The following is an 18,465-nucleotide window of genomic DNA, read 5'->3' on the forward strand; positions in this document are numbered from 1 at the left end:
CAAAAGGTTGTTGACAAGTGTTGAATGTGCATGGGGGTGCTCTGATGAGCACCCCCGGGGGCGTCTTTTGTGGGTTCTTCAGAGTTGTGGCGGGGTCATGGTGAAGCGGGCGTTCACCTGTGCGTAGACGGTCTGGCGCTGGGGTTCGAGGTCGAGGGGCGGGGGGCCGGCGTCCTCGGCGGCGCTGAAGGCCATGGTGCGCATGCCGGCGCCGGGGGCGGCGGCGAAGGGGGCCGCGTTCTCGGCGCCGAGGTCGGCGAGTTCGACGAGGGCGGCGAGGTTGGCGCCGAGGGCTTCGGCGTATTCGCGGGCGCGCTGGACGGCTTCGAGTACGGCTTGGCGGCGGGCTTGGCCGTGGGCGGGTGAGGTGGGTCGCAGGGCCCACCAGGGGCCGTCGACCTGGGTGAGTTCGAGGTCGGCGAGGCGGGTGGTGAGTTCGCCGAGGGTGGTGAAGTCGCTGAGTTCGGCGGTGATGTGGACGCGGCCGTGGTAGGCGCGGATGCGTTCGGCGCGGCCGTGGCGGGTGAGTTCGGGGGTGATGGAGAAGGCGCCGGTTTCGAGCTTTTCGACGGGGTCGCCGTAGCTCTTGATGAGGTCGAGGGCGGTGTTGTTGCGGCGGGTGAGGTCTTCGAGTGCGGTGCGGCGGTCGGTGCCGCGGGCGCTGACGGTGATTCCGATGCGGGCGATTTCGGGGTCGACTTCGATGCGGGCTTCGCCGCGGACCGCTACGCGGGGTACTTCGGGGGTTCCGTAGGGCTGGTGCGATGCGTCCTGGGTCATGGTTTCACTGTCGCACTGTCGCTCGTTCGGGTGTGGTCACCGGATCGAAACCTGGTGGGGGTGTTGCGGCTTGTTACTGCTGGGTCAGAATCTACGCGCGTTGTTCAGGCCTCAAAAGGGAGATGGTATGGCGTTCGACCGTAGGACTTTCCTGGGTAGTACGGCTGCGACGGGTGCGGCTGTGGCGTTGGCGGGGGCTGCGAGCACTCCGGCCGCGGCGGCTCCGCAGGGTGTGGAGGGGTCCGGGTCCCTGGCGCGGACGTACGCGTTCACGGTGATGGGTACGACCGACTTGCACGGGAACGTCTTCAACTGGGACTACTTCACGGACAAGGAGTTCGACGACAAGGCGCACAACGACGTCGGTCTGGCGAAGATCTCCACCCTGGTCAACCAGGTGCGGGCGGAGAAGGGGCGGCGCAACACGCTGCTGATCGATGCCGGTGACACGATCCAGGGCACGCAGCTGTCGTACTACTACGCGAAGGTGGATCCGATCACCGCGCGGCGGGGTCCGGTGCACCCGATGGCGCAGGCGATGAACGCGATCGGTTATGACGCGGCGGCGCTGGGGAACCACGAGTTCAATTACGGGATACCGGTGCTGCGGAAGTTCGAGGAGCAGTGCGACTTCCCGCTCCTGGGGGCGAACGCCCTGGACGCGAAGACGCTGCGGCCGGCGTTCGCGCCGTACAGCATGCACAAGCTGCGGACCCCCTGCGGGCGGGACGTGAAGGTGGCGGTGCTGGGGCTGACGAACCCGGGCATCGCGATCTGGGACAAGGCCAACGTGCAGGGCAAGATGACGTTCCCGGGGCTGGAGGAGCAGGCGGCTAAGTACGTGCCGAAGCTCCGTTCCATGGGCGCCGACGTGGTGATCGTGTCGGCGCACTCGGGGTCGAGCGGGACGTCGTCGTACGGGGACCAGCTGCCGCACATCGAGAACGCGGCGGCGTTGGTGGCGGAGCAGGTGCCGGGGATCGACGCGATCCTGGTGGGGCATGCGCACACGGAGATTCCCGAGTACCGGGTGAAGAACAAGGCGACCGGCAAGGACGTGGTGCTGTCGGAGCCGCTGAAGTGGGGGCAGCGGCTGACGCTGTTCGACTTCGAGCTGACGTGGGCGAAGGGCCGCTGGTCGGTGGCGAAGGTCGTGGCGAAGGTGCTGAACTCGAACACGGTGGCGGAGGACCCGAAGATCACGCGGCTGCTGTCGGACGAGCACCGCAAGGTCGTGGCGTACGTGAACCAGGTGATCGGTACGTCGACGCAGGCGATGTCCTCGGCGGACGGGCCGGTCAAGGACGTGGCGATCATCGATCTGATCAACCACGTGCAGGCGGAGACGGTGAAGGCGGCGCTGGCGGGTACGGAGTGGGCGGCGCTGCCGGTGCTGTCGCAGGCTTCGTGCTTCTCGCGGACGGCGGCGATCCCGGCCGGTCAGGTGACGATCAAGGATGCGGCGGGGCTGTATCCGTTCGAGAACACGATGGAGGCGCGGCTGCTGACGGGTGCGCAGCTGAAGGACTACCTGGAGTACTCGGCGCGGTATTTCGTGCGGACGGCGCCGGGTGACGCGGTGGATCCGGCGAAGCTGACGAATGCCGAGAGCATTCCGGACTACAACTACGACGCGGTGTACGGGCTGGCGTACGACATCGACATCGCGCAGCCGGCGGGTTCGCGGATCACGGGGCTGACCTTCCAGGGGAAGGCGGTGGATCCGGCGGCGCAGTTCGTGTTCGCGGTGAACAATTACCGGGCTTCGGGTGGTGGGAACTTCCCGCACGTGCCGCAGGCGAAGCAGCTGTGGTCGAACTCGGACGAGATCCGTAACACGATCATCCAGTGGGTGAAGGCGAAGGGGACCGTCGACCCGGCGCAGTTCGCGTCGGTGGACTGGCGTCTGACGCGGGCGGGCGTGCCGGTGTTCTAGGCGCTGGTCGCAAGACACTCCTCAAGGGGCCGGGGTCCGCGGTGGCGGGTCCCGGCCCCGTGTGCGTTCAGGGGGTGGTGGTGCGGGCGAGGTGGGCGGGGACGGCGGCGTCGAGGGTGGCGACGAGTCGGTCGCCGCGGGCGACCTGGTGGGGGTGGACGTGCATGTCGCAGCCGCAGCCGGTGAGGACGATGCGGCCGGGGCCGTCGTGGGTGAGGAGGGCGACCTGGTCGAAGCGGATGTCGTGTTCGTCGCCGTTGGCGTCGCGGGTGACCAGGCCCCAGGGGGTGAGGACGTAGCTGCCCTGTTCGTGGCGGGGGGTCCTGGCGCGGCGGAGGCGGTGCATGCGGAAGTGGGTGCCGGGGGTCGGGGGGTGCTGGTCGGCCAGGCGCCAGCAGTCGGAGTTGGGCAGGGGGGTCGCCTGGAGGGTTCTGAGCTGGAGGAAGACCTGGTGGGGCACGACGAGCACGGCGTCGGTGAGGGCGCGTTCGAGGTGGGTGCTGACGTCGTGGGGGGTGATGGCGGCGTAGCGCTCCAGGAGGGTGCGGTCGTCGAGGTGGGGGATGCCGAAGTGTTCGGCGGTGATGGCCCGTTCGAGTGAGTGCCAGTGGCCGTTCGTGCGGTTGAGGGTGGCGCGGTGGTGTGCGGTGAACGCGTCGAGTTCGTCTTGTGCGGGTCCTTCGCGGGTGAGGCGGAGGGTTTCGTGCCAGAGGATCTCGGCCGCTGTCGCGGCGCTGTCGTCGAGGAGGTCGAGGAGGAGGACGCGGTCGAAGGTGAGGCGGTCGCGGATGAAGCGGTGGGTGGTGACGTGGTCGCTGATGCCTCTGAGGTCGCGGGCGGTGTGTTCGACGCGGCGGCGCAGGATGTGGTGGGCGGCGTCGGCGGTGGGGTCGCCGGTTCCGGAGGTGAGGAGGAGGGAGGCGGTGGTGACGGGGCGGTGCTGCCAGGAGGCGGGGGTGCGGTTGGGGGGTGCGGTGCGCCGGGGTGGGGGTCCGTCGGGCAGGGGGAGGGTGAGTCCCGGGGGCGGGGGGCCGTCGAGGGCGAGGACGGCGTTGCCGCGGGTGAAGTGGGCGGCGGCGTGGGCGGCGACGGTGTCGGGGGTGATGTGGTGGTACATGGCGGGGTGGTGGTGCGTGACCAGGCCGGTGGCGTGGGGGCCGTAGCGGGCGCTGAGGGGTTCTGCTGCCTGGTGTTGCGGTATGCGGGCGCCGTGGATGCCGAGGAGGCGGGCGGTGTGTTCGGTGCGGTGCAGCGGGAGTTCGGAGAGGACCGCGCAGACGGTGTGCAGGAAGTCGGTGATGTCCTGGGGGGTGCCCTTGGCGTGGAAGGACGTCGTCTCGGTGTCGACCGCGCTGGTGAACTCGTGGAGTCGGCTGCCGGTGGTGGACATCACGAGGGCTTCGATGACGCGGGTGACGCCCATGGTGGGGGCGGTTTCGTCGCGGACCCCGGTCCCGAAGGAGAGCTGGGCGGTGAGGGGGCCGGGGGTGGGCGCGGAGGTCCACAGGACGGTGACCCCGTCGGCACTGGTTCGCTGCATGCGGCGACCCTAATGCCGGTGGTGGGGGCGGTTTCGGGTGACCCCTAGGGGGTGTCTTGTCGCGAGCCGGTCTGATCGGCGAGACACCCCTACGGGTGCTCGACGAGGGGGAGGAGTTCGCCGGCGGGGCGGGGGCGGGAGGGTTCGCGCTGGTCGAGGCCGAAGGTGGTGAAGGCGGTGCGGGCCGGCTGGGGGTAGGGCTCTTTGTCGGTGAGGGTGTTGAGGATGGCGGCGCTGCGCCAGGCGGCGAGGCCGAGGTCGGGGGCGCCGACGCCGTGGGTGTGGCGTTCGCCGTTCTGGACGAAGATGCTGCCGGTGACGGTGGGGTCGAGGATCATCCGGTAGCGGTCGTCGATGCGGGGGCGGCCGGAGGAGTCCTTGCGCAGGTACGGGTCGAGGCCTGCGAGGAGGTTGCCGAGGGGGCGTTCCTGGTAGCCGGTGGCGAGGATGACGGCGTCGGTGGTGAGGCGGGAGCGGGTGCCCTGCTCGATGTGTTCGAGGTGGAGTTCGACCTTGGTGGTGGCGACGCGGCCGGCGGTGCGGACGCTGACTCCGGGGGTGAGGACGGTGTCGGGCCAGCCTCCGTGGAGGGTGCGGCGGTAGAGCTCGGCGTGGATGGCGGCGATGGTGTCGGCGTCGATGCCCTTGTGGAGTTGCCATTGGGCGGGAACGAGCTGGTCGCGTACGGGTTCGGGGAGGGAGTGGAAGTAGCGGGTGTAGTCGGGGGTGAAGTGTTCGAGGCCGAGCTTGGAGTACTCCATGGGGGCGAAGGAGGGGGTGCGGGCGAGCCAGGTGAGGCGTTCGCGGCCGGCGGGGCGGGCGCGGAGGAGGTCGAGGAAGACTTCGGCGCCGGACTGGCCTGATCCGATGACGGTGACGTGGTCGGCGCCGAGGATGCGTGGGCGGTTGTCGAGGTAGTCGGCGGAGTGGATGACGGGGACGGTGGGGGCGTCGGCGAGGGGGCGCAGGGGTTCGGGGACGTAGGGGGCGGTGCCGATGCCGAGGGCGAGGTTGCGGGTGTAGGTGCGGCCGAGGGCTTCGGCTTCGCCGGTGGCGTCGAGTTGGGTGAAGTCGACTTCGAAGAGGTCGCGTTCGGGGTTCCAGCGGACGGCGTCGACCTGGTGGCCGAAGTGGAGTCCGGGGACGCGGTCGGCGACCCAGCGGCAGTAGGCGTCGTATTCGGCGCGGTGGATGTGGAACTGCTCGGCGAAGTAGAAGGGGAAGAGCCGTTCCTTGTGCTTGAGGTAGCTGAGGAAGCTCCAGGGGCTGGCCGGGTCGGCGAGGGTGACGAGGTCGGCGAGGAAGGGGACCTGGAGGGTGGCGCCTTCGATGAGGAGGCCGGGGTGCCAGCGGAAGTCGCGGCGCTGGTCGTAGAAGGCGGTGGCGAGTTCGCCGGCTCCTTGTCGGGGCAGGCCGTGGGCGAGGGCTGCGAGGGACAGGTTGAACGGGCCGATCCCGATTCCGACGAGGTCGTGGGGGGCGTCGAGCTGGGCGGTCATCGGTGGGTGCTGCCTTCCAGGAGGGAGATGAGCTGGTCCAGGTCCCCCGCTGTGGTGTGCGGGTTGAGCAGGGTGGCTTTGAGCCACAGGCGGCCGTCGGCGTGGGTGCGGCCGAGGACGGCGCGGCCTTGGTGCAGGAGGGTGCGGCGCAGGGTGGCGAGGTGGTCGTCGTCGGCGTGGGTGGGCCGGAAGAGGACGGTGGTGAGGGTGGGGGGTGCGTGGAGTTCGAAGCCGGGGTGGGCGTCGAGGAGCCGGGCGAGGTGGTGTGCGGTGTCGATGGTGCGGTCGATGAGTGCGGCGAGGCCGTCGCGGCCGAGGGCGCGGAGGGTGGTGGCGATCTTGAGGGCGTCGGGGCGGCGGGTGGTGCGCAGGGAGCGGCCGAGGAGGTCGGGGAGGCCGGCTTCGGTGTCGTCGGTGGCGTTGAGGTAGTCGGCCTGGTGGGCGAGGGGGGTGAGGAGGGTGGTGTCGGGGACGGCGAGGAGGCCTGCGGCGACGGGCTGCCAGCCGAGTTTGTGCAGGTCGATGGTGAGGGAGTGGGCGCGGCCGAGTCCGGTGAGTTTGTGGCGGTGGCGGGGGCTGAGGGCGAGGAGGCCGCCGTAGGCGGCGTCGATGTGGAGGTCGGCGCCGTAGCGGTCGCAGAGGTCGGCGATGGGGTGGAGGGGGTCGATGAGTCCGGCGTCGGTGGTGCCGGCGGTGGCGGTGACGAGGGTGGGGCCGGGGGTGGTGGCGAGGGCTTCGGCGAGGCGGTCGGGGTCGAGGGTGCCGGCGGGGGTGGGGAGTTCGGTGGCCGGGGGCAGGCCGAGGAGCCAGGCGGCGCGGGGGACGGAGTGGTGGGCGTTGGCTCCGTGGAGGACGGTGAGGGCGGGGCCGTGGCGTTCGCGGGCGAGGAGGACGGCGAGTTGGTTGGCTTCGGTGCCGCCGGTGGTGACGAGGGCGTCGGGGTGGGGGGTGTCGTAGAACTCGGCGGCGAGGGTGCGGGTGAGGAGGGCTTCGAGGGCGGAGGCGGCGGGGGCCTGGTCCCAGGAGTCGAGGGAGGGGTTCAGGGCGCTGGCGGCGAGGTCTGCGGCGGCGGCGACGGCGAGCGGGGGGCAGTGCAGGTGGGCGGCGCAGAGGGGGTCGGCGGGGTCGGCGGCGCCGGCGGCGAGGGTGTGTACGAGGGTGCGGAGGGCTTCGTGGGGGCCGGTGCCGTGGGCGGGGAGTACGCCGGCGTCGCCGAGGGCGGCGTGGACGCGGGCGGTGACGGTGTCGGGGCCGCCGGCGGGGAGGGGGCCGCCGCGGTCGTGGGCGCCGGTGGTGAGGGCGTCGAGGACGGTGTCGAGGAGGGGGCGCAGGGCGGTGGGGCCGTGGGGGCCGCCGGCGAGTGGGGGCGGTGTGCGGGTGCCGGGCTGCGCGGTCATCGGGGTCCCTCCGGGGCTGGCCGGGTGCGGTGGGAGGCACCCGGCCAGTACAACGATCAGACCCGAATGGGGTAACCGCCGGGGTTTGTCCGAATCGACCGGGACCAGTCCCTGCCGGGGGCGGGGCGGGGGCTGCCGGTGCCAGGGCGCGGCGCCGGGGCAGCCTGCCCGTGCCAGGGCGGGGGCGCCTGCCCGTGCCAGGGCGGGGCGCCGGGGCGGGTGGGGGCCGGTGCCGGGGCCGGGGCGGGGTGTCGTCCGGGACTGCATGATTTATGGCGCCCTGGGCTGCGTGGTGCGTACGGGCCGCTGCCGCGCCAACAAATCACGTTCTACGTCCCGGACAACACCCCACCCCGTCCCCGTCCCCGGCCCTGGCCTCGGCTCCGCGCTTTCGGCCTTCGGCTAGTTCTCGTCAGAGGACCGGACCCGGAGCGCGCGGGTGAGGTCGTCGAGTTGGTCGACCAGTTTGCGGCGCAGGAGGGGGAGGATGTCCGGGTTCGTGAGGCAGGTGTGGCCGGCCTGGAGGTTGGACTCGTCGATGGCGTACGCGGGGAACGCCCAGCGGCCGGCGGCCTCGCCGATGGCGGGGCCTCGGCGGGCGCCGAGGGCGACGGCCTCCGGGTAGTAGCGGGTGACGTACGGCGTGAGCAGTTCGGCCTGTTCGGGCTGCCAGAAGCCCTGGGCGGTGGCGCTGAAGAGGTAGTTGGACAGGCTGTCGTCGTGGAAGAGGCGGTCCCAGGCGGCGGCCTTGGCCTCGGTGGTGGGGAGGGCGGCGCGGCAGCGGGCGGCGCCTTCCTGGCCGGTGGCGCTGGTGTCGGCGGCGAGGGCGGCGTCGATCTCGGGCTCCCCGACGGCGCCGAGGACGGCGAGGCGGCCGAGGATGCGCCAGCGCAGTTCGGGGTCGAGTGCGGGGCCGCCGGGGACGGTGTCGTCGGTGAGCCAGGCGGCGATGGTGTCGGGCTGGGTGGCGCTGTCGACGAGGGTGCGTACGGCGGTCAGCCGCATGCCGGGCTCGGAGCCGTCCTCGGTGCGCCGCAGGAGGTCGCGGGCGATGGTGGTGAGGGTGGCGAGCGCGGCGGCGTGCTCTTCGGGGGCGAGGTAGCGGACGGCGACCTGGGTGCGGGCGAAGGCGAGGACGCCCTGGACGATGGCCAGGTCGTTCTCTTCGGGCAGGTGCGCGGAGGCGGTGGCCAGGTAGTCGTGGGGGTCGAGTTCGCCGTCGCGGACCATGTCGCGCAGGGCGTTCCAGACGACGGCGCGGGTGAGGGCGTCGGGGATGCCGGAGAGGCCGCGCAGGACCGTTTCGACGGAGGTTTCGTCGAGCCGGACCTTGGCGTAGGTGAGGTCGACGTCGTTGAGGACGAGGAGGGCGGGGCGGGCTCCGGTGACCGAGATGATCTCGTCGGAGGGGATGTCGAGGTCGAGGAGTTCGCGCAGTTCGAGGAAGCGGTCGTCGGCGGGGTCGCGGTCGTAGACGCCGACGGCGATGTGGTGGGGGCGGCTGCCGCGGCGGTCGACGGTGAGGGTCCAGCCGGCGGGGGTGTCGGGGCGGCCTTCGGACTCCTCGATGCGGGGGGTGAGGGTGTCGATGCCGGTGGTGCGCAGCCAGATGTCGGCCCAGGCGCGGACGTCGCGTTCGGTGTGGGCGGCGAGGGAGTCGATGAAGTCGGCGAGGGAGGCGTTGGCGAACTTGTGGCGGGCGAAGTGGGTGTTGATGCCGGCCAGGAAGTCCTTCTCGCCGAGCCAGGCGACGAGTTGGCGCAGGGCGGAGGCGCCCTTGGCGTAGGAGATGCCGTCGAAGTTGAGGAGGGCGGAGGCGGTGTCGGGGACGTCTTCGGGGGCGGGGGCGACGGGGTGGGTGGAGGGGCGCTGGTCGGCGTCGTAGCCCCAGGGCTTGCGGGTGACGCCGAAGTCGGTCCAGGTGTCGGTGAAGCGGGTGGCTTCGGTGAGGGTCTGGTAGCCCATGTATTCGGCGAAGGATTCGTTGAGCCAGATGTCGTCGAACCAGGCGAGGGTGACGAGGTCGCCGAACCACATGTGGGCCATCTCGTGGGCGATGACCATGGCGCGGGACTGGCGTTCGGTGTCGGTGACGGCGGAGCGGAAGATGAACTCGTCGCGGAAGGTGACGAGTCCGGGGTTCTCCATGGCGCCGGCGTTGAACTCGGGTACGAAGGCCTGGTCGTAGGAGTCGAAGGGGTAGGGCTCGGTGAACTTCTCCTGGTACCGGTCGAAGCAGGCCTTGGTGATGGAGAGGATTTCTTGGGCGTCGACGTCCATGTGGGGTGCGAGGGACTGGCGGCAGTGGATGCCGAAGGGCAGTCCGGCGTGTTCGGTGCGGATGCTGTGCCAGGGGCCGGCGGCGACGGCGGCGAGGTAGGTGGAGATGAGGGGGGTGGGGGCGGACTGCCAGATGGCTGCGCCGCTGTTGTCGGGGGCGGCGGCGGTGCGGGTGGTGATGCCGTTGGCGAGGACGGTCCAGTGGGCGGGGGCGGTGACGGTGAATTCGAAGACGGCCTTGAGGTCGGGCTGGTCGAAGGCGGGGAAGACCCGCTGGACGTCGTCCAGGAACATCTGGCTGTAGACGTAGGTGTGGCCGTCGGCGGGGTCGGTGAAGCGGTGCAGGCCCTCGCCGGTGCGGGAGTAGCGCATGCGGGTGTCGAGGTGCAGCTCGTGGGGGCCTTCGGTGAGGCCTTCGAGGGGGAGGCGGTCGTCGGCGAGGGTGGCCGGGTCGAGGGGGTTGCCGTCGAGGGTGGCCGAGCGCAGCTCGACGGGCTTCAGCTCGATGAAGGTGTCTGCGGCGGTGCGGGCGGTGAACCGGACGACGGTGGTGGAGTCGAAGGTCTCGTCGTCGCCGGTGAGGTCGAGGGTGACGGCGTAGTGCTGGACGTCGAGGAGCTGGGCTCGGAGCTGCGCTTCGTTGCGCGTCAGTGCGGACATGGGGCCCATGCTGCCCCAGTGGGCGGCCGGACCCCGGTCTTCTACTCTTCGCCCGCGGCGATCGTCTCGTGGTGGCGGATGACCTCGGCGATGATGAAGTTGAGGAGCTTCTCGGCGAAGGCGGGGTCGAGTTTGGCGTTCTCGGCGAGCTGGCGCAGGCGGGCGATCTGGCTGGCTTCGCGGCCCGGGTCGGCGGGGGGCAGCTGGTGCCTGGCCTTGAGGTGGCCGACCTGCTGGGTGCACTTGAAGCGTTCGGCGAGCATGTGGACGACGGCGGCGTCGATGTTGTCGATGCTGTCGCGCAGGCGCGCGAGTTCGGCGGTGACGCTCTCGTCGATGCCTGCGGCGTCGTCGGCCGCGCCCGTGCCGGTGCCGGTGCCGTTGTCGAGGTCGCTGATGTTCATGGTTCCCGAGAATACGTGGCGGCGGCCGTCGGTTCCTCGGGCAGTCGGCCTGTGAGACGGCAACCTGATACTTGCCAGAGTGGAAAGTACTCGCCATAGTGGAAATCGACTGGGGACGGTCATCCATGCGCGAACGAGGGGGAACCATGCAGGATGCGGCGAAGGCGGTCGGGGCGTTGGGCCGGGCGGCCGGTCTGGAGCAGGCGGCGCGGCGGCGCAGTGGCTGGTACGCGCGCTATCTGTGGGCGTTCGCGGGCGGGCAGCTGGTGCTCGTACCGATCGCCGTGCTGTGGCACGGGCCGGTCTCGGCGGCGGTGTTCGCGGTGACCAACGCGCTGCTGGTGACCGGGCTGAGCGTGTACGCGGCGCGGCAGCGCGTGGTGCGGCGGGGGTTCGGTGTGAAGCACGGGGTGCTGGTGGGGTCCTGGGCGGTGGTGTTCGCCCTGTCGATCACGCTCGGCACCGCGGCGTTCGGCCACGGCGTGCCGTTCGCGGCGGTGGCCGCGCTGGCGTGTGCGCTGCCGCTGGCCGTCGGCGCCTGGACCGAGACGAGGAGTGCGGTATGACGGACGTACCGGCCGCGGACACCGGAGCGGAGGCGAAGCGGGGCGGGCATCCGCGGCACGACCTCGCGCCGCTGCTCAACGCGCCGGTTCGGCTGTCGGTGGTGGCGGCGCTGGCTCCGCTGGACAAGGCCGAGTTCGGTTTCGTACGGGACCTGGTCGAGGTCTCGGACTCGGTGCTGTCCAAGCAGGTCGCGGCGCTGGAGGAGGCGGGCTGGGTGGAGGTCGGCAAGGGCCGGGTCGGGCGGCGTCCGCGTACCTGGCTCTCGCTGACCGCCGAGGGCCGGGCGGTCTACCAGCGGCATCTGGCCGCCCTGCGGGCCATCGCGCTGGGTTAGGACGTGTCGTGTCGATCAGGCCGGATCAGGGAGCGCCGCGAGCCCGGCCTGATCGGCACGACACCCCCAAGGCCGTTCAGAGCGGCAGGGTGGCGGTGACGAGCCGGCCGCCGTCGGGGGTGGGGCCGGCGGTGAGGGAGCCGCCGAGGGCCTCGGCGCGTTCGGTCACGTCGGCGAGGCCGTAGCCGCCGCCGCGGGCTTTCTCGGAGAGTGTGGCGGGGCGGCCGGCGTCGTCGGCGATGCCGGTGACGTGGTGGGCGGCGAGGTCGTGGAGCTCGCGGGCGAGCTCCAGGCGTTCGGCGGTGCGGACGGCGCGGTCACGTACGCACTGGGCGGCCTGCTGGCGCAGGACTGCGGCGGCGGCGGTACGGGGGCACGTGCGGGTACGGGTGCACGGGCGCGGGCCGGCTGCGCCGGAGCCTCCCGGGGCTCCGCCCCGGACCCCGCGCCTCAAACGCCGGCGGGGCTGGGATTGGGGCTGGACGGACCTCGGGCGTGGGGCCGGCAGGGCTGGGATCAGGGCCGGACCGACCTCGGCCTCGGGGCCGGCAGGGCTGGGATTGGGGCCGGACGGGCCTCGGGCGTCGGCGGGGCTGGGATTGGGGCCGGACGGACCTCGGCCTCGGGGCCGGAGCGGCGGGGTCGCGCCGAGGTGGCGGCCAGGTGGGTCTTGACCGTGGACAGGGAGACGAAGAGCTCCCGGGCGATCTCCGCGCTGGTCAGCCCGCGCGCGAGGCAGCGTGCGACGTCGCGTTCCCGCTCGGTCAGCGGCTCCGTGGGGCGGCGGCCCGGGAGGCCGGGGTGCGCGGGGCCGTTTCGCGCAGGCGGCGGACCGTGATGGCGGGTGAGACGAGGGAGTCGCGGACGGCTGCCGCCCGGACCGCTTCAACCAGCATGGCCGGGCTTGCGTCCTTCAGGAGGAAGCCGGACGCTCCGCCGTGGAGCGCCGCGTGGACGTACTCGTCGAGGTCGAAGGTGGTGACGATGCGATGTGCGGTGAGCCGGGGTGGCCGGGCAGGCGGCGGGTGACTTCGAGGCCGTCGAGTCCGGGCATGCGGATGTCGAGGAGCAGGAGGTCCGGCCGGTGTTCGGCGACGGCGGCGAGGGCCGCCCTTCCGGCCGGTGCGTGACCGGCCGGAAGGGCGGGCGGGTCGAGCGGGAGGAGCTACATGCCTGCCGCGGCGCTCTTGATCGCGGCGGCGAAGGTGGAGACCTCGGTGTAGACGCCGGGGTAGTTCGGCCGGGCGCAGCCTTCGCCCCAGCTGACGATGCCGACCTGGATCCAGGCGTTGGTGTTGTCGCGGCGGAACATGGGGCCGCCGGAGTCACCCTGGCAGGTGTCGACGCCGCCCTGGGGCAGGCCGGCACAGATCTCCTCGCCGGGGACGAGGTCGCTGCCGTACGAGCTCTGGCAGCTGGCGTCGGAGACGAAGGGGACGTTGGCCTTCAGGAGGTAGCGCTGCTGGCCGCCGCCTTCGCGGGCGGCTCCCCAGCCGGCGACGGTGAAGGTGCCGTTGTCGTAGGCCTTGGTGTCGGCGATCTTGAGGGTGGGCAGGTTGATGGGCTTGGCGAGCTTGATGAGGGCCCAGTCCTTGCCCTTGCCGTTGTAGCCGGGGGCCTGGAGGACCTTGGTGGACTTGACCTTGATGGCGCTGGAGCTGTTGAGGTCGACGACTCCGGCGGTGGCGGTGATGGAGGTGTTGTTGCCGGAGCCGCTCACACAGTGGGCGGCGGTGAGGACGATCTGCTGGGTGTAGAGGGCGCCGCCGCAGCCCATGGAGAGGCGCACCATGAAGGGGAACTCGCCCTGGGCGGCGCGGGTGCCGCCGACGACGGGTGCCGGGCCGGCGGTGGCGGTGCCGGGCTGGAGGCTGACGGCGGCGAGGGCGACCGCACCGACGGCGAGGGTGCGCTTCATCAACTGCACAAGGGTGGTCACAGTCAACACACTGCCTTTCGTGGGGGGTTGGGCCGTGCGTGCGCGTCATCGGGTGAATGACGGGTCCATGACACATCAGGCGTGTGGTGGACATCAAGAAGGCAATTTCGGCCAACTCCCGCCCCAGCGGCAGGGATTGCGGTAAGGAGGGCTCGATGACGGAGAACAGGGGGCCCGGCGGCCCCATCGAGCACGGATTTCCGCATCTGGCGACCGTGCGCGCCTCGATCACCGCGCTCTTCCGCCGGCTGTCGGCCGACGGGATCCGCGCCTACGACACGAGCTTCGCCCCCGCCGACGCCGCCTTCGACGCCACCGACGACCTGCATCTGGGCGCGCAGCGGGTGGCCGCCGCGACCGTGCGCGCGCTACGGCTGCCCGACGCGCGCATGGTGGTCTCCTTCCGGGCGATGGAGCAGGCCGCCACCGTGGAACTGGCCGCGGGTCCCGAGTACTTCGTCGAGGTCAACGACCGCTTCCGCACCCACCGCCGCGACCTGGCGGCCGCCCTCGCGCACGAGGTGGCCCACGTCCTGCTGCACCGCCTGGACCTGCGCTTCCCGGGCACCGCGGAGAACGAGATCCTCACCGACACCGCCGCCGCGTACCTGGGGGCGGGCTGGCTGCTCCTGGACGCCTACCGCGAGGACGCGCTGACCCACCAGAGGTTCGGCTACCTCACGCCGGAGGAGTTCGGCTACGTCCTGGCCAAGCGCGCCGCCCTGTTCGGCGAGGACCCCGCCCCCTGGTTCACCAGCCCCCAGGCGTACGAGGCCTACGTGCGCGGGCGCGCGCTGGCCGGGCGCGACCACCGCCGGGCGCCGCTGACGGCCGCCGGGCCGCTGGCGCGGCGGCGGTACGCGAAGGCGCGGCGCGCCGGGGGCGACCCCGCCGACGGCTCGGCGTACCGCTTCGAACAGCAGGTGGACGGCGCCGGGTTGCGGGTGAGCTTCCCGTGTCCGGTGTGCGCGCAGCGGCTGCGGGTGCCGGTGCGCGGGCGGCTGCGGGCCCGGTGCGGGCTGTGCCACACCGTCCTCGACTGCACCACGTAGATCATTCATCACGCGGCCACGAAAAGTTTCCTACCGGCCAGTAGACATGGGTTCGATTCTCGCCAACTCTGGTCACGTACATGCCAACTCGTGACCGAGGGAGCGCCCCCCATGCGCAGCACCCGCCGCACCCGTATGCCCCGTACCGCCGCCGCCGGCGTGGCCGCAGCCGCCGCCGTCCTGACGCTCGTTCCGGCCACCGCCGCCCAGGCCGCGCCCGTCCCGGCGCCCGCGCCCGTGTCCGCACCCGCGTCCGCTCCTGCGGCCGCCTCGGCGCCCGGCGGCAACGCCGCGATCCTCGGCATCGACTACGCCACCTGGCAGCGGGACGTCGCCGCCGTGATCGACGCGGCCCGGCCCGCCATCGAGGCGCGCATCGCCGCCTCGCCGGCCGGCGAGAAGCCCGCCCTCGTCCTCGACATCGACAACACCTCGCTGGAGACGGACTTCCACTGGTTCTGGACCTTCCCGACCCCCGCGATCACCAAGGTCCGCGCGCTGACCCAGTACGCGCACGAGCGCGGCGTGGCGATCTTCTTCGTCACCGCCCGCCCCGGGATCATCCACTCCCTCACCGAGCGCAACCTCAAGGCCGTGGGCTACCCGGTCTCGGGGCTCTACGTCCGTGACCTGCCCGACCTGTTCGAGGAGGTCAGCGCCTACAAGACGGGCAAGCGGGCGGAGATCGAGGCGCGCGGCTACACGATCATCGCCAACATCGGCAACAGCCCGACCGACCTCGTCGGCGGTCACGCGGAGCGCACCGTCAAGCTGCCGGACTACAACGGCAAGCTCTCCTGACCCGAGCGCGGTGACAGCGGGGCGGCGGGCCGTGCGAGCCCGCCACCCCGAAGCCCCGTCACCCCGAAGCCCCGCCGCCCCGCCGCCCGGGCGCCGTCAGCCGAGTTCGGCGGCGATGGCGTTGACGGCCGCCCAGCCGAAGGCCATGGCCGGGCCGACCGTCGCGCCCGGTCCGGGGTAGGTCTCGCCCATCACCGCCGCCGAGCAGTTGCCGGAGGCGTAGAGCCCGGCGATCGGCCCGCCGTCCTCGCGGAGCACCCGGCCGTCCCCGTCCGTGACCAGGCCGCCCTTGGTGCCGATGTCCCCCGGGTGCACGGGGACCGCGTAGAAGGGGCCCTTGCCGATCGGCGCGAGGTTCGGGTTGGCCAGGGTCGGGTCGCCGTAGTAGCGGTCGTAGACGCTGTTCCCGCGCCCGAAGTCCTCGTCCACGCCGCGCTCGGCGTGCCCGTTGAACCGGCGGATCGCGGCGGGCAGGCCGGGCGCCGCGATCGCGCGGGCCAGTTCCTCCACCGTGTCCGCCTTCTTCAGGAAGCCGCTCTCCAGCCACCGCTTCGGAAAGGGCTGTCCCGGGAAGAGCCCGGCGAAGAGGTACCGGGCCTTGGAGCGGGCGTCGAGGATCAGCCAGGACGGCACGGTCCGTGCCTCGGGCCGGTCGGCGGCGTACATCCGGTCCACGAACGCGTGGTACGGCAGGGCCTCGTTGGCGTACCGCTCCCCCGCCTCGTTCACGATGACCATCCCCGGGATGCCCCGGTCGGCGACGAGGAAGAACGGCCTCTCCCCCGGCGGACACACCGAGGGCGCGCCCCACACCCGGTCCAGCAGGTCGGTGGCGGCGCCCAGTTCCCCGCCGCACCGCAGCGCGTCGCCGGTCTGCCCCTCCGAGGCGTGCGTCCAGGCCGTGGACGTCGGGAGCGGCAGGTGCTTCTCGCGCAGGGCCTGGTCGTGCGAGAACCCGCCCGAGGCCAGCACCACCCCGCCCCGGGCCGCCACGCTCACCTCGCGGCCGGCCCGGGTGACCCGTACGCCCGTGACCCGGCCCGTCGCGTCCGTGACCAGCCCGGTCAGCGGCGCCGACAGCCACAGGTCCCCGCCGAGCCGGTCCAGCGAGAGCCGCATCCGGGCGATCAGCGCCTCGCCCAGGGAGAGCAGCGTGCGGCCGGTGACCAGCGCGCCCACGGCCCGTGCCCCGACCTTGAGGGATGCCTTCCGGCCCGCCCAGGTCCGGCCGACCATGTTCAGGAAGCGGAAGTCGTAGGAGGTCATGGTCAGTCCGTACGTGGGCAGGCCCGCCCGGCGCATGGTGTGGCGGGCCTGCCCCAGCCGCTTGAAGTCCACGATGCGCGGTTCGACGGAGCGGCCCTGCGCCATGCCGCCCTGGGCCTCGGGGAAGTAGTCCGGGTAGCCGGGGGTGTACATGAAGCGGATCTCGGTGCGTTCGTGGAACTCCTCGACCATGCGCGGCCCGTGGGCGAGGTACGCGTCCTTGCGGGCGGCGGGGACCCGGTCGCCGACGGTCGCGTCGAGGTAGGCGCGGGCCTTGTCGTAGGTGTCGGCGAGGCCGGCCCGGTCGAGGTGGACGTTGCCGGGGACCCATATCGCGCCGCCGGACAGGGCGGTGGAGCCGCCGTACTTGTCGGTCTTCTCGACCACGAGGACGGTCAGGCCGCGCAGGCGGGCGGTGACGGCCGCGGCCAGTCCGGCGGCGCCGGAGCCGACGACCACCACGTCGTAGGTGTGGTCACCGGTCACGGTCACGGTGTCGGTGTCGGTGTCGGTGTCGGTCACTCGAAGGCTCCGGTGGCGTAGTCGCTGCGGAAGTACAGCAGGGGCGATCCGCCGTCGCGGGCGGCCAGGGCGAGGACCCGGGCGGTGACCAGGTAGTGGTCCCCGGCCTCGTGGACGGTGTCGACGGCGCAGTCGAGGGTGGCGAGCGCCCCGCTGATGTGGACGGCGCCGCCCGGCGACGGCTCCCACGGCACCCCGTCGAACTTCTCCGCGCCCCGCCGCGGGCCGCGCCGCCCCAGGGCGTCGCACACCGCGCGCTGTTCCTCGGCGAGGATGCTGACCCCGAACCGGCCGCCGGCCTCGCGTACGGCGGGCCAGCTGGAGGAGGACCGGCCCACGCACAGCAGGACCAGCGGCGGGTCCAGGGAGAGGGAGGCGAAGGACTGGCAGGCCAGGCCCGCCGGGCGGCCGTCGGACCCGGCGGCGGCGATGACGGTGATGCCGGAGGCGAAGGCGCCGAGGACCTCCCGGAAGGCGGCCGGGTCGACGGGTGTCCCGATCGGGTCGGCGTCGGCTGCGGCTGCGGCTGCGCTCAGCCGTTCCACTGGTGGCCCCAGAAGCTGTCCGCGGTGATCTCCTTCGCGGTCCAGGTGGCGGGGTCGACGACGAGCCCGTCCCAGCCGTACTCGACCTGGAAGCCGCCGGGGGCCTGCGCGTAGAAGGAGACCATGCGGTCGTTGGAGTGCCGGCCGAGGGTGGAGGCGATGGGGATGCCCGCCCGGTTCATCCGGTCCAGGCAGTGGCCGACGTCGTCGAGGGTCTCCAGTTCGACCATGAAGTGGACGATGCCGGGCGGCAGCGCGCCGGGGTAGAGGCCGAGGCTGTGGTGGCGGCGGTTGGGGCTGAGGAAGTGCATCCAGTGGAAGTCCTGGCCGGGCCTGCCGCTGGGGACGGCCGCCGGGGGCAGTCGCATCGAGTCGCGCAGCTGGAAGCCGAGGAGGTTCTCGTAGAAGTCGAGGGTGGCCTCGGTGTCGGGGGCGGGCAGGACGACGTGGCCGAGGCCGAGGCCCTCGCCCGTGGGGGTGCCGGTCACGAACCGGTTCCCGTAGGGGGCGGCGAGCGGGCTGTGGTCCTGGGCCTGTCCCCAGTAGATCTCCAGCGGGTTGCCGCTGGGGTCCTCGCAGTGGATCAGGCCCTGGACGCGCCGGTCGGCGAGGGTGGCGGCGTCGCCGGGCTTGACGGGGTGTCCGGCGGCCTCCAGTTCGGCGGCCGCCTCCCGCAGGGCCTGGGCGCCGGCGACCTCGAAGCCGGCGGCGAGCAGCCGGTCCTGACTGCCGGAGACGAACTGGAAGCGGTGGATGCGGTCGTCGATCCGGACGTTCAGGCAGGTGTCCGTGCTGCCCTCGGCAGCGGTCATGCCGAGGATGTCCAGGACGTACGTGCGCCAGGCGGGGAGGTCGGCGGTCTCGATGCGGAGGTAGCCGAGTGCGCGGATGTCCGATGCCATGGGTGTCCTCAGTTCTGGAGGAGCTCCGGAGAGCTCTGGGG

General features: G+C 72.2%; 19 protein-coding genes. 5 read left to right on the forward strand and 14 right to left on the reverse strand.

The window, feature by feature from the left end; genetic code table 11:
• Positions 1-78 precede the first annotated feature (78 nt).
• Positions 79-780 (reverse strand): SIMPL domain-containing protein, encoded by a 702-nt coding sequence (locus tag ACFY0D_RS25210; protein ID WP_314248932.1) that lies wholly within the window; start codon positions 778-780, stop codon positions 79-81.
• Positions 781-907: 127 nt separating this feature from the next.
• On the opposite strand from ACFY0D_RS25210, the gene ACFY0D_RS25215 reads away from it, so the two are divergent.
• On the forward strand, positions 908-2,716 hold the full coding sequence (locus ACFY0D_RS25215; protein ID WP_390800317.1) for a bifunctional metallophosphatase/5'-nucleotidase: 1,809 nt from the start codon (positions 908-910) through the stop codon (positions 2,714-2,716).
• Between the two features lie 67 nt (positions 2,717-2,783).
• Here ACFY0D_RS25215 and ACFY0D_RS25220 read toward each other — a convergent pair whose 3' ends face one another.
• From ACFY0D_RS25220 to ACFY0D_RS25240, 5 genes are all read right to left on the reverse strand, one after another.
• Complete coding sequence (locus tag ACFY0D_RS25220; protein WP_390800318.1) at positions 2,784-4,256, reverse strand: hypothetical protein; 1,473 nt, start codon at positions 4,254-4,256, stop codon at positions 2,784-2,786.
• Positions 4,257-4,345: 89 nt separating this feature from the next.
• Positions 4,346-5,755: a lysine N(6)-hydroxylase/L-ornithine N(5)-oxygenase family protein gene (locus tag ACFY0D_RS25225; RefSeq protein WP_390800319.1), complete on the reverse strand. Its 1,410-nt coding sequence runs from the start codon at positions 5,753-5,755 to the stop codon at positions 4,346-4,348.
• Complete coding sequence (locus ACFY0D_RS25230; protein ID WP_390800320.1) at positions 5,752-7,152, reverse strand: pyridoxal phosphate-dependent decarboxylase family protein; 1,401 nt, start codon at positions 7,150-7,152, stop codon at positions 5,752-5,754. Before ACFY0D_RS25230 ends, ACFY0D_RS25225 begins: the two co-directional genes overlap by 4 nt.
• A 402-nt stretch (positions 7,153-7,554) precedes the next feature.
• The gene (gene pepN / locus ACFY0D_RS25235; protein WP_390800321.1) at positions 7,555-10,092 is read right to left on the reverse strand and encodes an aminopeptidase N; all 2,538 of its coding nucleotides are present in this window, start codon (positions 10,090-10,092) and stop codon (positions 7,555-7,557) included.
• 41 nt (positions 10,093-10,133) lie between these two features.
• Positions 10,134-10,496: a chorismate mutase gene (locus tag ACFY0D_RS25240; protein WP_030731629.1), complete on the reverse strand. Its 363-nt coding sequence runs from the start codon at positions 10,494-10,496 to the stop codon at positions 10,134-10,136.
• Between the two features lie 146 nt (positions 10,497-10,642).
• Here ACFY0D_RS25240 and ACFY0D_RS25245 point away from each other — a divergent pair, with 146 nt between their 5' ends.
• Together ACFY0D_RS25245 and ACFY0D_RS25250 are read left to right on the forward strand one after the other, a co-directional pair.
• Positions 10,643-11,062, forward strand: a complete 420-nt coding sequence (locus tag ACFY0D_RS25245) for a hypothetical protein (RefSeq protein WP_390800322.1) — start codon at positions 10,643-10,645, stop codon at positions 11,060-11,062.
• On the forward strand, positions 11,059-11,397 hold the full coding sequence (locus tag ACFY0D_RS25250; protein ID WP_390800323.1) for a winged helix-turn-helix domain-containing protein: 339 nt from the start codon (positions 11,059-11,061) through the stop codon (positions 11,395-11,397). Before ACFY0D_RS25245 ends, ACFY0D_RS25250 begins: the two co-directional genes overlap by 4 nt.
• Before the next feature lie 76 nt (positions 11,398-11,473).
• Here the strand turns inward: ACFY0D_RS25250 and ACFY0D_RS25255 are convergent, their stop codons facing one another.
• The 5 genes from ACFY0D_RS25255 to ACFY0D_RS25275 form a co-directional block, all read right to left on the reverse strand.
• Positions 11,474-11,851 carry a hypothetical protein gene (locus ACFY0D_RS25255; RefSeq protein ID WP_390800324.1) on the reverse strand — a complete coding sequence of 126 codons (378 nt, stop codon included), beginning with the start codon at positions 11,849-11,851 and terminating at the stop codon, positions 11,474-11,476.
• 62 nt (positions 11,852-11,913) lie between these two features.
• Complete coding sequence (locus ACFY0D_RS25260; protein WP_390800403.1) at positions 11,914-12,165, reverse strand: response regulator transcription factor; 252 nt, start codon at positions 12,163-12,165, stop codon at positions 11,914-11,916.
• Positions 12,162-12,293: a hypothetical protein gene (locus tag ACFY0D_RS25265; protein ID WP_390800325.1), complete on the reverse strand. Its 132-nt coding sequence runs from the start codon at positions 12,291-12,293 to the stop codon at positions 12,162-12,164. Before ACFY0D_RS25265 ends, ACFY0D_RS25260 begins: the two co-directional genes overlap by 4 nt.
• A gap of 17 nt (positions 12,294-12,310) precedes the next feature.
• Positions 12,311-12,469 carry a hypothetical protein gene (locus ACFY0D_RS25270; RefSeq protein WP_390800404.1) on the reverse strand — a complete coding sequence of 53 codons (159 nt, stop codon included), beginning with the start codon at positions 12,467-12,469 and terminating at the stop codon, positions 12,311-12,313.
• A 93-nt stretch (positions 12,470-12,562) separates the two neighbouring features.
• Positions 12,563-13,315, reverse strand: a complete 753-nt coding sequence (locus tag ACFY0D_RS25275) for a S1 family peptidase (RefSeq protein WP_390800405.1) — start codon at positions 13,313-13,315, stop codon at positions 12,563-12,565.
• 176 nt (positions 13,316-13,491) lie between these two features.
• Here ACFY0D_RS25275 and ACFY0D_RS25280 point away from each other — a divergent pair, with 176 nt between their 5' ends.
• Entirely contained in the window at positions 13,492-14,388 is an 897-nt protein-coding gene (locus ACFY0D_RS25280; RefSeq protein ID WP_390800326.1) for a hypothetical protein, read from the forward strand.
• A 111-nt stretch (positions 14,389-14,499) separates the two neighbouring features.
• The gene (locus tag ACFY0D_RS25285; protein ID WP_390800327.1) at positions 14,500-15,189 is read left to right on the forward strand and encodes an HAD family acid phosphatase; all 690 of its coding nucleotides are present in this window, start codon (positions 14,500-14,502) and stop codon (positions 15,187-15,189) included.
• 96 nt (positions 15,190-15,285) lie between these two features.
• On the opposite strand, the gene ACFY0D_RS25290 is transcribed toward ACFY0D_RS25285, so the two are convergent.
• The 3 genes from ACFY0D_RS25290 to ACFY0D_RS25300 are packed head-to-tail and all read right to left on the reverse strand — an operon-like array spanning position 15,286 to position 18,424.
• Positions 15,286-16,977, reverse strand: a complete 1,692-nt coding sequence (locus ACFY0D_RS25290; protein WP_390800328.1) for an FAD-dependent oxidoreductase — start codon at positions 16,975-16,977, stop codon at positions 15,286-15,288.
• Positions 16,974-17,522, reverse strand: a complete 549-nt coding sequence (locus ACFY0D_RS25295; protein ID WP_390800329.1) for a flavin reductase family protein — start codon at positions 17,520-17,522, stop codon at positions 16,974-16,976. The genes ACFY0D_RS25290 and ACFY0D_RS25295 overlap by 4 nt, the downstream gene beginning before the upstream one ends.
• Entirely contained in the window at positions 17,510-18,424 is a 915-nt protein-coding gene (locus ACFY0D_RS25300; protein ID WP_390800330.1) for a VOC family protein, read from the reverse strand. Before ACFY0D_RS25300 ends, ACFY0D_RS25295 begins: the two co-directional genes overlap by 13 nt.
• Between the last annotated feature and the right edge of the window lie 41 nt (positions 18,425-18,465).

It is taken from the genome of Streptomyces sp. NPDC001502 (assembly GCF_042894785.1).
GTDB lineage: Bacteria > Actinomycetota > Actinomycetes > Streptomycetales > Streptomycetaceae > Streptomyces > Streptomyces kutzneri.